The organism is Dyella sp. KRB-257, from assembly GCF_049445995.1.
In the GTDB taxonomy this organism is placed as follows: domain Bacteria; phylum Pseudomonadota; class Gammaproteobacteria; order Xanthomonadales; family Rhodanobacteraceae; genus Dyella_A.
This window is the reverse complement of sequence record NZ_JBMSDZ010000029.1, coordinates 1-12,308: the sequence shown is the minus strand read 5'-3', so window position 1 is coordinate 12,308 and position 12,308 is coordinate 1. Positions and strand designations below refer to the sequence as shown.

Sequence of the window (12,308 nt, the reverse complement as noted above, 5' to 3'; positions counted from 1 at the left end):
AGAGGGGCGGCACATGCCGCCCCTCCATGCCGCTCCAGGCGTGATCCGGCTTATAGCGAGGCCGACCGTCTTCGGACGCCCGATGCAGCCCACGAAGTTGGTGGCCGAAAAACCGCTGGCCGCCGCCGGAACCGTAGATGGTGGCGCACATTGCCCCATGACTTTCGACACCCTGCCGTTGGTCATGTGTTGCAAGTGCCCCCAGCCGCCGAGACTGGGGCATGCGCTCCCGGAGCGCCCATCACGCACGGGGGCCACGGCATGGCACGCAATATCCCGATCATCTGGCTGGCGCTGGCGCTCGGCATCACACTCGCGGGCATGACGCACGCACAGGCACCGAATTCCGCACCGGCCGACGCCGCTCCGCAGGACGACTTCCTCTGGCTGGAAGACATCCGCGGCGCCAGGCCGATGGAGTGGGTGAAGCGGCAGAACGCCCTCACCGCCGACCGCTTTGCCACCGGCGCGTCCTTCACGCGCGATCGCGAGCGGATATTGGAAGTGCTCGATTCGGACGAGCACATTCCCTACGTCAACCGGATGGGGCGGTACCTCTACAACTTCTGGCGCGACAAGGCGCATCCGCGCGGCGTGTGGCGCCGCACGACGCTGGTCGAGTACCGCAAGGCCTCGCCGGCATGGGAGGTGCTGCTGGACATCGACGCGCTCAACCAGGCCGAAGGCAAGCGCTGGGTGTTCAAGGGCGCGCAGTGCCTCAAGCCGGCGTACGAACGCTGCCTGCTGTCACTGTCGCCCGACGGCGGCGATGCCGTGGCGGTGCGCGAATTCGATCTGCTGCACAAGCGCTTCGTCAGCGGCGGTTTCGAACTGCCGGTGGCGAAAAGCGACGTGGACTGGATCGACCGGGACACGATCTACGTCGGCACCGACTTCGGCCCCGGCTCGATGACCGAATCGAGCTATCCGCGCATCGTCAAGGTATGGAAACGCGACACGCCGCTGGCCGAGGCCGGCGTGGTTCACGAGGGCAAGCCGACCGATCTGGCCGTCAGCGCTCACCACGACGCCATGCCGGGCTTCGAGCGTGATTTTGTCTCGGTGGCCAGGGACTTCTTCCACAGCGAGCTGTTCCAGCGCCGCGACGGCAAGCTGCTGAAGGTGGACGTGCCCGACGACGCCACCGCCGCGGCGCATCGCGAATGGCTGCTGGTGGAGACCCGCTCGCCGTGGACCGTGGGCGACACCACGTATCCGTCCGGCGCGCTGCTCGCCACACGCTTCGACGACTTCATGGCGGGCAAGCGCGATTTCACGACGCTGTTCGCACCCGATGCGCACACCTCGCTGGCGTCCTACCGCTGGACGCGCCATCACCTCATCCTCGACGTGCTGGACGACGTGAAGAGCCGGCTCGAGGTGCTGACGCCGCAGCCGGGCGCGTGGCGGCGCGAGCCGATGGCCGGCGCGCCCGAGCTGAGCACGGTGAGCGTGGTCGACACCGATCCGGACCACAGCGACGAGTACTGGCTGGGCGTCACCGGCTTCCTCACGCCGTCCTCGCTGCAGTACGGGGTGCTGGGCACGACGCCGGCGCAGACGCTCAAGCGCGAGCCGGCGTTCTTCGACGCGTCGAAGTTCACCGTCAGCCAGCACTTCGTCGCCTCCAGGGACGGCACGCGCGTGCCGTATTTCCAGATCGCCCCGAAAACGCTCAAGCGCGACGGCTCCAACCGGACGTTGCTCTACGGCTACGGCGGCTTCGAGGTCTCGCTGCTGCCCAGCTACAGCGGCAGCATCGGCCGCGCCTGGCTGGAGCGCGGCGGCGTCTACGTGATCGCCAACATTCGCGGCGGCGGCGAGTACGGGCCGGCCTGGCACCAGGCCGCGCTCAAGGCCAACCGACTGCGCGCCTATGAAGACTTCGCCGCGGTGGCGCAGGACCTGATCCATCGCGGCGTGACCTCGCCCAAGCACCTGGGCGCCGAGGGCGGCAGCAACGGCGGGCTGCTGATGGGCAACATGCTCACGCGGTATCCGCAGCTGTTCGGCGCGATCGCCTGCGAGGTGCCGCTGCTGGACATGAAGCGCTACAGCCACCTCTCGGCCGGTGCGTCGTGGATGGCCGAATACGGCAATCCGGACACCGCCGACTGGCATTTCATCCGCCACTTCTCGCCGTACCAGAACGTGCGCAGGGACGGCCACTACCCGCCGGTACTGTTCTACACCACCACCAGCGATGACCGCGTCGGCCCGGTGCAGGCGCGCAAGATGGCCGCGAAGATGCAGGCGATGGGCCTGCCCGACGTGTGGTTCTACGAGAACCTCGAAGGCGGCCACGGCGCCGGCGCCGACAACAGGCAATCGGCCTACATGCACGCGCTGGCCTACCGCTTCCTGTGGGAGCAGTTGCAGTAAGTCGCCCTGACTACCGCGTGCCGGCGCAGCGCGACCGGCACGCGGGCCGACGCTATCATCACCGGACGTTCCGACCGATCCGAGTGCGATGAAACGAACCACCAGCATCCGCCCCGAACTGCGCGAGTGGATCCTCACCACCACGCGCGCCGGCCACAGCCCCGAGGAGGTGCTGCGGCTGATGAAGGAAACCGGCTACGACCCGCGCGAGAGCCGCAGCATCGTCGCCAGCGTACTGGAGCTGCCGCTGGCCGCGCTCACCGGCCACGCGCCGCCGGCCGGCGTGCGGCCGCGTCATCCGGCAGCGCCGTTCGCCGATGCCGCCGGGCGGCGCGTGCGGGTCAGCGCCTCGGTCGACGTGCCGGTGGTGCGCGTCATGGATGCGCTGCTCGACTCGGACGAGTGCGACCAACTGATCGAACAGGCGCGCCCGCGGCTGGCCCGCGCGATGACGGTGGATACCGAAGGGCGCAAGCAGGTGGACGATCGCCGCACCAGCGCCGGCATGTTTTTCCGGCTCGGCGAGTCGCCGCTGATCGAGCGCATCGAGGCCCGCCTGGCCGCCCTGCTCGGCGTGCCGGCGAGCCACGGCGAGGGGCTGCAGGTGCTGCACTACGGACCGGGTCAGGAATACGAGCCGCACTACGACTGGTTCGATCCTGCCCAGCCGGGCTTCGAGGCGGTGACGGCGCACGGCGGCCAGCGCATGGCCAGCGTGGTGATGTACCTCAACACGCCCGAGGCCGGCGGCGGTACCGGTTTTCCGCACGTCGGGCTCACCGTGACCGCGCTGAAGGGTTCGGCCGTCTATTTCGCCTACGACACCGGCGACACCACCTCGCTGCACGCCGGCCTGCCGGTGCAGCGCGGGGAGAAATGGATCGCCACCAAATGGCTGCGCGAGCGGCCCTTCCTGCGCTGACGGTTTCATGTGCTGCGTTGCAGCAGCTCTTGCCGTATCCTTGTCGGCCCTCTTCACCCCTAGCGCAAGGTCACTCCCCCCATGGGTCTGGATCTGGTCAGCGCCGGCCGCAACGTGCCGGACGAAATCAACGTCATCACCGAAATCCCGAAGGACGCCGAGCCGGTCAAGTACGAGGTCGACAAGGCCTCCGGCGCGATCTTCGTCGACCGCATCCTGTCCACCCCGATGCGCTATCCGTGCAACTACGGCTACGTGCCGGGCACGCTGGGCGACGACGGCGACCCGCTGGACGCGCTGGTGATCCTGCCGCTGCCGCTGATCCCCGGCTCGGTGATCCGCTGTAAGCCGGTCGGCATGCTGCGCATGACCGACGAGGCCGGCGGCGACGAGAAGCTGGTGGTGGTGCCGGTGGAAAAGATTTTCGCCGGCTATGCGCATATCCAGGACATCGACGGCGTCTCGGGCCACTGGCTGGAGCGCATCGGCCATTTTTTCGAGCACTACAAGGACCTGGAGAAGGGCAAGTGGGTCAAGCTCGACGGCTGGGTCAAGGCCGCCGAGGCCAAGGCCGAGATCCTGCGCGGCATCAAGCGTCACGCCCAGGACAACGGCTGATCGATCGCGCCCGCATCCCCCCAAAGCCAAAGCGCGCCGGCGCGCTTTGGCTTTGGGGGGATGCGGCGTATGCGCCGCTGCCGTTGTCCGCCTGATAGCGCGTCTAGCCGCAGGCGCATCGCCCGTGCAGCATCGTCTTGGAATCCCCTCCTCGATGATCGCCGTCGGTTCGGCGCGCGCTCGGCGCTTGCTGCCGGACGGCTTGCAAGGAATTCGCGAGCCGCGGCGCGGGCGGCGTGGCGCCATACCGCGCGGTGGAACGGATCAGCGCGGCGTATAGGCCCGAAGGAAGGTCGCCACGCCGGCGCGCGCGGTCGCCTCGATCTCGGCGGCATAGGCGTGCGGGCAATCGTCGCAGCCGAACATGCGGCGCATCATCAGGTCGCCCTTGATCAGCGCGAAGAACTGCACGGCGGCGCGGCGCACGTCGTCGATGTCCAGCAGTCTTGCGTCAACCGCGCGCTGAAGCAGGCGTTCCATCAGTCCGTGCGTGCGCATCGAACCTTCTTCCCACAGCAGCCGGCCGTAGCGCGGATTGCCCTGGCGGCAGTCGCTGAGGATGGCGCGGAAGGTGCCCACGGTTTCCTTGTCGCAGTCCAGGCGCGCGTGGGTCAGGGCGATCTTGAGCAGGGTCTGGCCGATGTCCGCGTCAGGATCGAGGTCGTAGGTGTCTTCCGGGAGCAGATCCTGCAGGCGCGCACGGACGACTTCCCGGAACAGGTTGTCCTTGTCGCCGAAGTGGCTGTAGACGGTGAGCTTGGACACTCCGGCCTCGGCCGCGACCGCATCCATGCTGGTGCCGGCAAACGCATTGCGCACGAACAGGTTCTTGGCGGCCTCGAGAATCGCGGCACGCTTTTCCATGTCCTTCGGGCGGCCGGGGCCCTGGCACTTGGTCGGCGAGACGGAACTCATCAGAACACCTTCACGGAAATACACAACTTCCTTTATTATACGTGACGGTTTAATTATTTCCAGTGCACGGAAAACCACCGCGCGCGATGACTTCCGGCACTTCGGCCATGTGGTCGCAGCCGGCAGGCTGGCGATTGTCGGAAATGGTCCAGGCACTTATCCTTTCTGACCTTTTTCGATTTGTATGGGACGTGGCTGAACATGGCGATGAATTTCGAGCAGGCGCGGCAGAACATGGTGGAAAACCAGGTGCGTCCCTGGGAAGTCCTTGATGCGCGCGTGCTCGAGGTGCTGGGCCGCGTGCGCCGCGAGGATTTCGTCGCCGCCGAACATCGGCAGCTGGCGTTCGCCGATGTCTGCCTCCCGCTCGGCCACGGCGAAGTGATGATGAAGCCCGTGCTCGAGGGCCGCGTGCTGCAGGCGCTGGAGCTGGCGCCCACCGACCGTGTGCTGGAAATCGGCACCGGCTCGGGCTTCCTCACCGCCTGCCTGGCGGGGCTGGCCGGCGAGGTGGTGAGCGTGGACATCCACGCCGACTTCACCGCCGCCGCCGGTGCGCGGCTGGCGGCCGCGGGTGTCGGCAACGCCACCCTGGCCACCGGCGATGCCGTGCTCGAATGGCAGCCGTCGGGGCAGTTCGACGCGGTCGTGCTGACCGGCGCGGTGGCGCAGCTGCCCGAACGCATGCTGGCCTGGCTCAAGCCCGGCGGTCGCCTGCTGGTGATCCGCGGCGCCTCGCCGGCCCAGCAGGTGGCGCTGCTTACCCAGGAAGGCAACGGCCGCTACCGCGATGAAGTGCTGCTGGAAACCGATCTGCCCTACCTGCTGCACGCCGAACCGGCGCGCCGATTCGTTTTTTGAACCTCCCCAAGACCATCCCACGAGGCACCCCATGCGCTTGAAGCTTCTGTCCCTGGCCCTGGCCCTGTCGGCAATCTCCCTGCCCAGCCATGGCGAGGATTTGCTGGATGCATATCGAGAAGCGCGCGCCAACGACCCGGTGCTCTCGCAGGCGGACGCGCAGCGCCTCTCGGTAGGCGAGAACGTGAACCAGGCGCGCGCGCTGTTGCTGCCGCAGATATCGGCGGGAGTGTCGCTGAGCCAGACCAACGGCGGGCGCACCAGCAGCACGGTCGATCCCGCCACCGGGCAGGTCGTGCCGACCAGCTCCAACCCCGGCCATTCGCGCACCCGCGACATCTCCGGCAACCTCAGCCAGACCGTGCTCAACCTGAGCAAGATCGCCGACCTGAAGGCCGCGCATTCGCAGGCCAGCGCGCAGGATGCGCTGTATCAGGCCGCGCTGCAGGATCTGTTTGTGCGCGTGTCCACCGCGTACTTCAACGTGCTGACCAGCCAGGATGCCCTCACCTTCGCCCAGGCGAACGAGGAGGCCTACAAGCAGCAGTACGAACAGTCCGACCAGCGCTACAAGGTGGGCCTGTCGGCGATCACCGACGTCTACCAGGCCAAGTCGTTCTACGAGTCGGCCAAGGCGCAGACGATCGCCGCACGCAACACGCTGGACGACGCCCGCGAGGCGCTCGCCCAGATCACCGGCAAGCCGACCGGTGGGCTGAAGAAGCTGCGCGACGACCTGCCGATGAGCCCGCCCGTGCCGAACGACCAGCAGGCGTGGGTGAACCAGGCACTGCAGAACAATCCGAACATCCTCTCGGAGAAGTACAGCGTGGAGGCGGCCGAGCACAGCATCTCCGCCGCGCGCGCCGGGCACCTGCCGACCATCAACGCCAATGTGAGCTACGGCAAGAGCGCCACCTGGTTCCAGAACACCAACCTGCACTTCCGCCAGCCGAGCTCCACCACCATCGGCCTCACGCTGTCGGTGCCGATCTTCGAGGGCGGCGCCACGCAGTCGCGGGTGCGCCAGTCGATCTACCAGCGCGACGCCGCGCAGGACACGCTGGAAGCCCAGCGTCGCCAGGTCACCCGCGACACGCTGAATTACTACCGCTCGGTGATCGCCGGTATCAGCCAGGTCGAGGCCGCCAAGTCGGCGGTGGAGGCGGGCCAGAAGGCGCTGGACGCCACCCGTGCGGGTTTCAGCGTCGGCACCAAGACCATCCTCGACGTGCTCACCGCGATCCAGACGCTGACCTCGTCGGAGAGCCAGTACTCGCAGGCGCGCCACCAGTTCATCCTTGACAAGCTGCTGCTGAAGCAGGCCACCGGCACGGCGGACATCAAGGACCTCGAGTCGATCAACGCCCTGCTCGAATGACGGGCATTTCGACCTGACGTGGACACGAAGCCGGGCCGCGAGGTCCGGCTTTTTCCTGGGCAATTTCCTGAGCTATTCGCCCAGCGTGTGATCGATCAGCGTCATCACGCGGCGCACCGCACCCTGCTCGCTGTCGAACACGGCATGGGCTCGCTCGCCCATGCGGTGCAGCGAGGCCCGGTCGCGCAACAACTGCAGCACGGCCGCGCCGAGCGCATCGCTGCCGGCCACGCGCTGCGCGCCGCCCTGCTGGACCATGGTCTGGGTGATGTCGTCGAAATTGAAGGTGTGCGGCCCCACCAGCACCGGCCGCGACAGCGCCGCCGGCTCCAGCACGTTGTGCCCGCCGATTGGCACCAGGCTGCCGCCGATGAAGGCGAGATCGGACGCGGCGAAGAACGGCATCAGCTCGCCCATCGCGTCGATCACGAACACCTGGTGCGCCGGCGCGGGCACGCGATTGCCGCTGCGCGTGCCCGTCGAAAAACCCAGGTTGCGCACCAGATGCTCGACCAGGCGGAAGCGGTCCGGATGCCGCGGCGCCAGCAGCAGCAGCGCATCGGGAAAGCGCTGCAACACCTCCAGGTGCGCCTCCAGTACGGCCAGTTCCTCGCCCTCGTGGGTGCTGGCGGCGATCCACACCGGACGCAGCGGCCCCCACTGCACGCGCAGGGCCTCGCCGCGCTCCTGCGCCTGCTCGGGCACCGGCATGTCGAACTTGAGGTTGCCGCTGACCACCACCTTGTCCGATGGCACGCCCAGCATGCGGTAGCGCGCCGCGTCGGTGCGCGACTGCGCGGACACGTGACTCACGCAGCGCAGCGCTGCGCGCACCAGCGCGCGCGCGGCACGATAGCCGCGCAGCGACCGCTCCGACAGCCGCGCGTTGACGATCATCAACGGGATGCCGTGCCGATGGCAGGCGAAATAGAGGTTCGGCCAGATCTCGGTCTCCACGATGATCGCCAGCCGCGGTCGCACGCGATGCAGGAAACGGCGCACCGCAAATGGCAGGTCGTACGGCAGGTAGACGTGGAACACGCCGTCGCCGAACAGCTGGCGCACGCGCTCCGAGCCCGTCGGCGTCACCGTGGTGACCACCAGCGGCGCCTGCGGATACGCGCGCTTGAGCGCCTTGATCAGCGGCTCGGCAGCATTCACCTCGCCCACCGACACCGCATGCACCCACAGCGAACCGCTCAGGCCCGGCGCGGGAAACACGCCGAAGCGCTCCGGCCAGCGCTGGTGATAGCTGCCGTGACGCATGCCGCGCGTCAACAGGCGCAACACGATCACCGGCGTGGCCAGATACATCAGCAAGGTGTAGAGAAAGCGCAACGGCCGGCCCCCTGTGGCGGGCGGCCAGTATAAACGGCCGGTCGCGCGGTCTGGCCCGATGCCACTCGCTACAATGGCGCGATGCCCGGTGTGCCCCGCCCCTCCTTCGACCGTTCCCTGCTCGCTCCGCGCCACTGGCCCGCCTGGGCCGGACTGGGCGCGATCTGGCTGATCGCGCGGCTGCCCTATCCGGCGTTGATGCGCGTGGGCCGCTGGCTCGGTGGGTTGGCCATGCGCATCGACTCGGCCCGGCGCCTGGTGGCCGGGGCCAATATCGCGCTGTGTTTCCCCGGGCTGGATCGGGCGCAGCAGGCCGCGCTGGTCGACGCGCACCTGCGCGACATCGGCCTGATGCTGGTGGAATTCGCGCTGGGCTGGATGGGCCGCGACGGGGCGATCGCCCGCCTGCCGCTGTCGGTGGAAGGGCTGGAGCATCTCGAACGCGCCCGCGCCGCGGGCAAGGGCGTGCTGCTGGTCGGCGGGCATTTCTCGCATCTGGAGCTGTGCGCGCGACTGGTGTCGCAGCGCATCCGTATCGCCGGCATGTACCGGCGCATGGACTCGGCGGTGTTCGAATGGGCGGTGCTGCGCGCGCGCCTGCGCTACGCCGACGCCATGTTCGAGAAGGACGACATCCGCGGCACGGTGAAATACCTGCGCGGCGGCGGCACGCTCTGGTACGCGCCCGACCAGGACATGCGCAGCAAGGACAGCGTGTTCGTGCCGTTCTTCGGCGTGCCGGCCGCCACCATCACCGCCACCCACCACCTGGCGCGCATGGGCAACGCGGTGGTGATCCCGTTCTTCCATCGCCGCCTGCCCGACAACGGCGGCTACGCGCTGCGCCTCGGCGCCCCGCTCGAGCACGTGCCCAGCGACGACGTGCTGCAGGACACCGCCCGCGTGAATGCCTGCATCGAGCAGATGGCGCGCGAAGCGCCCGAGCAGTACCTGTGGGTGCACAAGCGCTTCAAGACCCGCCCGGAAGGCGTGCCGCCGGTGTACTGAGGCCATCCCGGACAGCCCGCTGAAAGGCACCGGCCGGACGATGCGCACTCTCCAGACTGCGCTTCGTCCACGAACCGGGGCCACACACTTTCCGGCGAAGCGAGCCTTCCACGGGTCGCGCCATGAGCAGCCAAGCCACCTCCGATCGGTCCGGCATGCCCATACCGATCCTGATGTACCACAACGTGGCACGCGCGCCGCGTGGCCTGAAGGTCTATCGCAGCCTGTACGTGGCGCCCGGCGCGTTCGCCCGTCAGCTTGCGCTGCTGCGCCGCGCCGGCTACCGCGGGCTGTCGATGGCCGATGCCATGCCCCATCTCACTGGCGAACAGCGCGGGCGCGTGGCGGTGATCACGCTCGACGATGGTTACGTCGACAACCTGCAGCACGCGCTGCCCCTGCTGTGCGAATACGGATTCACCGCCACCTGCTACGTCGTCAGCGACGCACTGGGCAGCCACAATTGCTGGGATGCCGATCGACTCGGGATCGCCAAGCCGATCATGAGCGCCGGCCAGCTCCGCGCCTGGCACGCGGCCGGCATGGAAGTGGGTGCACACAGCCGCAGCCATCCGCGCCTGACCGGCTGCGGCAACCCCGCGCTGCGCGACGAGGTGCGCGGCAGCCGGCACGCGCTGGAGGACGTGCTCGGCGCCCCGGTCCGGCAGTTCTGCTACCCCTACGGCGACGTCGACGCTCGGGTGGCCGATGCCGCCCGCGACGCGGGGTACATCGCCGCCACCACCACGCGTCGCGGGCGCGCCCGGCCGGGCATGGATCTGTTCCAGCTGCCGCGGGTGCAGGTGGCGCGACACCACTGGCTGCTGCCGTTCGCCCTGCGCACGCTCACCGCCTACGAGGACAGGCGGGCATGAAATTCCTGTTCGTCGGCACCCACCATGAAAACACCGGAGCGGCCACGCATTTTGTGGCCCTTGCCCAGGGTCTCGTGGAGTACGGCCACGACGTGGACGCGGTGCTGTTGCGCGACGCGCTGATCTGGCAGGGCCTCGCCGCCAGCGGCGTGCGCCGCCACGCGGGTCGGTTCCGCAACGTGCTCGACCCACACGGCTATGCCGCCGTCCGGCGGGCAATCCGCGAATCGCGACCGGACTGGCTGGTCGGCAATTTCGGCAAGGAATACTGGCCGCTGGTGTTGCTGGGTCGCAGCCATGGCATTCCGGTCGCGCTGTTCCGCCACCGCACGCCGGCGATGAAACGGTTCTCGGCATGCTTCCTGCCGCGCCTCGCCCAGCGCTTCTTCGCGGTCTCCCGGCACGCGCGCGAGGCGTATCTGGCGCAGGGCGTGCCGCCCCATGCGGTGCAGGTACTGTACAACCCGGTGAATACCGCGCTGTTTCGCCCCGATCCGGCTCGCGGCAGGGCGGTGCGGTTGGCGCTCGGTATCCCGGATGACGCCGTGGTGCTGGGCTACGCCGGTCGCATGCACGGCGGCAAGGGGATCTTTCCCCTGCTGGAGGCCGCGCAGCAGGCCATGCGCGCCGAGCCCCGGCTGCACTGCCTGTGGGTCGGCGACGGCCCTGACGCCGCCGCGCTGCGTGCCGCCGCGGCAGCCATGCCGGACACCGCCGCGCGCCACCACTTCACCGGCTGGAGCGACGACACCACCGGCTACTTCTCCAGCTTCTCGATGCTCGCCTTTCCCTCGCTCGCCACCGAGACGTTCGGCCGGGTGTCGATCGAGGCGCAGGCCTGTGGCATCCCGGTGCTGGCCAGCGACATCGGCGGCGTGCCGGAGTCCCTGTCGCCCGGCGAAACGGGTCGCCTGCTGCCTCCGGGGGATGTGCCCGCCTGGCGCCAGGCGATCCTCGACCTGTGCGACGAGCGGATCCGCGATCAGATGGGCCAGCATGCGCGCAGCTTCGTGCAGCAGCACTTTGCCACCGATGTCATCGCCGCCCGGTTCGTGGCGCAACTGGCGGAGGCGGTCCATCGGGCCGACTCCGCGGCGGTCCATCGTGGCGATTTGCCCGCGCGGTGAGCCGCGCCTGCTCGCGCGCCTCGTGCAGCTTGGCGTACTTCAGGAAGGCGTAGAACGCGCCGGTGACGCTGGCGATGAAGCCGGCCCAGCCGTTGAGGAAGTAGCGCTTGCCGATGTACTGGCGCAGGAAGAACACCGGCGGGTAGAACACCATGCGCAGGCCGGTGAAACGCTGCCGCCTGCGCAGCTTGTAGGCCACCATGCCGGTCGTGTAGCGGTTGATCTTCTCCACGCGCGTGGCGATGTCGCAGTCGCCGTCGTTGACGAAGTCGGCCGCGCGCAGGGTTTTCACCGGGCCGTCCACTTCCACCGCGGCGTGCACGTCCACGTCGTTCATGCGACCGCGACGGCGATCGAACAGGCGCAGGTGGCCGTTGCGCCAGCTGCGCCGGTGCTGCACGGTCCAGAACATCCGCTCGCGCCGCGGCAGCCGGAAGCCGGCGTGGCGCGGGTGCTCAAGCGCGCGCTCGATCACTTCGCGCGTGCCGGGGGAAAGGATTTCGTCGGCGTCGAGATTCAGCACCCAGTCGTGGCGCGCCAGCTCGATCGCGCGCTGCTTCTGCGGGCCATAGTCGTCGAACGGATGCACCGCCACGCGCGCGCCGTGGCGTTCGGCGATGGCGACCGTGTCGTCGGTGGAGCCCGAATCGAGCACCACGATCTCCTCGGCCCAGTCGACCTCGCGCAGGCAGGCGTCGAGCGTGTCGGCGTTGTTGTAGGTGATCACCACCACCGACAGCGGCTCACGCGTCACGCGCTCAGAGGGTGTCGACAAAATAATCAGCTTGCGAGTCTGGTAGCAAGGATACGCGCCTCGACCAGCCAAACCCAAGCCACCGGTGCCCATGACGAACGGTCGTGGTGCGCCATCAGGCGGCGGG

11 protein-coding genes are annotated in these 12,308 nt (G+C 68.5%); 8 read left to right on the top strand and 3 right to left on the bottom strand.

Annotated elements, in window-relative coordinates:
* The first annotated feature begins 261 nt into the window (after positions 1-261).
* The 3 genes from ACO2Q2_RS15835 (at position 262) to ppa (ending at position 3,922) form a co-directional block, all read left to right on the top strand.
* Positions 262-2,382, top strand: a complete 2,121-nt coding sequence (locus ACO2Q2_RS15835) for a prolyl oligopeptidase family serine peptidase (protein ID WP_423257106.1) — start codon at positions 262-264, stop codon at positions 2,380-2,382.
* A gap of 88 nt (positions 2,383-2,470) precedes the next feature.
* A complete protein-coding gene (locus ACO2Q2_RS15830; protein ID WP_423257104.1) occupies positions 2,471-3,304 on the top strand; it encodes a 2OG-Fe(II) oxygenase in 834 nt (277 codons plus the stop codon).
* Between the two features lie 81 nt (positions 3,305-3,385).
* Complete coding sequence (gene ppa / locus ACO2Q2_RS15825; RefSeq protein ID WP_423257102.1) at positions 3,386-3,922, top strand: inorganic diphosphatase; 537 nt, start codon at positions 3,386-3,388, stop codon at positions 3,920-3,922.
* Positions 3,923-4,186: 264 nt separating this feature from the next.
* Here ppa and ACO2Q2_RS15820 read toward each other — a convergent pair whose 3' ends face one another.
* Complete coding sequence (locus ACO2Q2_RS15820) at positions 4,187-4,837, bottom strand: TetR/AcrR family transcriptional regulator (protein ID WP_423257100.1); 651 nt, start codon at positions 4,835-4,837, stop codon at positions 4,187-4,189.
* Positions 4,838-5,038: 201 nt separating this feature from the next.
* Here ACO2Q2_RS15820 and ACO2Q2_RS15815 point away from each other — a divergent pair, with 201 nt between their 5' ends.
* Together ACO2Q2_RS15815 and ACO2Q2_RS15810 are read left to right on the top strand one after the other, a co-directional pair.
* A complete protein-coding gene (locus ACO2Q2_RS15815; protein ID WP_423257098.1) occupies positions 5,039-5,698 on the top strand; it encodes a protein-L-isoaspartate O-methyltransferase family protein in 660 nt (219 codons plus the stop codon).
* Between the two features lie 31 nt (positions 5,699-5,729).
* A complete protein-coding gene (locus ACO2Q2_RS15810; RefSeq protein WP_423257096.1) occupies positions 5,730-7,079 on the top strand; it encodes a TolC family outer membrane protein in 1,350 nt (449 codons plus the stop codon).
* Between the two features lie 72 nt (positions 7,080-7,151).
* Here ACO2Q2_RS15810 and waaA read toward each other — a convergent pair whose 3' ends face one another.
* On the bottom strand, positions 7,152-8,393 hold the full coding sequence (gene waaA / locus ACO2Q2_RS15805; protein ID WP_423257150.1) for a lipid IV(A) 3-deoxy-D-manno-octulosonic acid transferase: 1,242 nt from the start codon (positions 8,391-8,393) through the stop codon (positions 7,152-7,154).
* Between the two features lie 105 nt (positions 8,394-8,498).
* Between waaA and lpxL the strand changes: the two genes are divergently transcribed.
* The 3 genes from lpxL to ACO2Q2_RS15790 all read left to right on the top strand — a co-directional run bounded on the left by lpxL (position 8,499) and on the right by ACO2Q2_RS15790 (position 11,427).
* On the top strand, positions 8,499-9,425 hold the full coding sequence (gene lpxL / locus ACO2Q2_RS15800) for an LpxL/LpxP family Kdo(2)-lipid IV(A) lauroyl/palmitoleoyl acyltransferase (protein ID WP_423257094.1): 927 nt from the start codon (positions 8,499-8,501) through the stop codon (positions 9,423-9,425).
* 155 nt (positions 9,426-9,580) lie between these two features.
* On the top strand, positions 9,581-10,300 hold the full coding sequence (locus ACO2Q2_RS15795; protein ID WP_423257148.1) for a polysaccharide deacetylase family protein: 720 nt from the start codon (positions 9,581-9,583) through the stop codon (positions 10,298-10,300).
* The gene (locus ACO2Q2_RS15790) at positions 10,297-11,427 is read left to right on the top strand and encodes a glycosyltransferase family 4 protein (protein WP_423257092.1); all 1,131 of its coding nucleotides are present in this window, start codon (positions 10,297-10,299) and stop codon (positions 11,425-11,427) included. The genes ACO2Q2_RS15795 and ACO2Q2_RS15790 overlap by 4 nt, the downstream gene beginning before the upstream one ends.
* Here the strand turns inward: ACO2Q2_RS15790 and ACO2Q2_RS15785 are convergent.
* Positions 11,336-12,181 carry a glycosyltransferase family 2 protein gene (locus ACO2Q2_RS15785; protein WP_423257146.1) on the bottom strand — a complete coding sequence of 282 codons (846 nt, stop codon included), beginning with the start codon at positions 12,179-12,181 and terminating at the stop codon, positions 11,336-11,338. The two genes, ACO2Q2_RS15790 and ACO2Q2_RS15785, sit on opposite strands and share 92 nt — an antisense overlap.
* Between the last annotated feature and the right edge of the window lie 127 nt (positions 12,182-12,308).

What these genes read in the sequence shown, in the direction of transcription:
- ACO2Q2_RS15810 (WP_423257096.1), top strand. Translation starts at nt 5,730, where the DNA reads ATGCGCTTGAAGCTTCTGTCCCTGGCCCTGGCCCTGTCGGCAATCTCC.
- lpxL (WP_423257094.1), top strand. Translation starts at nt 8,499, where the DNA reads ATGCCCGGTGTGCCCCGCCCCTCCTTCGACCGTTCCCTGCTCGCTCCG.
- ACO2Q2_RS15835 (WP_423257106.1), top strand. Translation starts at nt 262, where the DNA reads ATGGCACGCAATATCCCGATCATCTGGCTGGCGCTGGCGCTCGGCATC.
- ACO2Q2_RS15820 (WP_423257100.1), bottom strand. Translation starts at nt 4,837, where the DNA reads ATGAGTTCCGTCTCGCCGACCAAGTGCCAGGGCCCCGGCCGCCCGAAG.
- ACO2Q2_RS15815 (WP_423257098.1), top strand. Translation starts at nt 5,039, where the DNA reads ATGGCGATGAATTTCGAGCAGGCGCGGCAGAACATGGTGGAAAACCAG.
- ACO2Q2_RS15830 (WP_423257104.1), top strand. Translation starts at nt 2,471, where the DNA reads ATGAAACGAACCACCAGCATCCGCCCCGAACTGCGCGAGTGGATCCTC.
- waaA (WP_423257150.1), bottom strand. Translation starts at nt 8,393, where the DNA reads ATGTATCTGGCCACGCCGGTGATCGTGTTGCGCCTGTTGACGCGCGGC.
- ACO2Q2_RS15795 (WP_423257148.1), top strand. Translation starts at nt 9,581, where the DNA reads ATGCCCATACCGATCCTGATGTACCACAACGTGGCACGCGCGCCGCGT.
- ppa (WP_423257102.1), top strand. Translation starts at nt 3,386, where the DNA reads ATGGGTCTGGATCTGGTCAGCGCCGGCCGCAACGTGCCGGACGAAATC.
- ACO2Q2_RS15790 (WP_423257092.1), top strand. Translation starts at nt 10,297, where the DNA reads ATGAAATTCCTGTTCGTCGGCACCCACCATGAAAACACCGGAGCGGCC.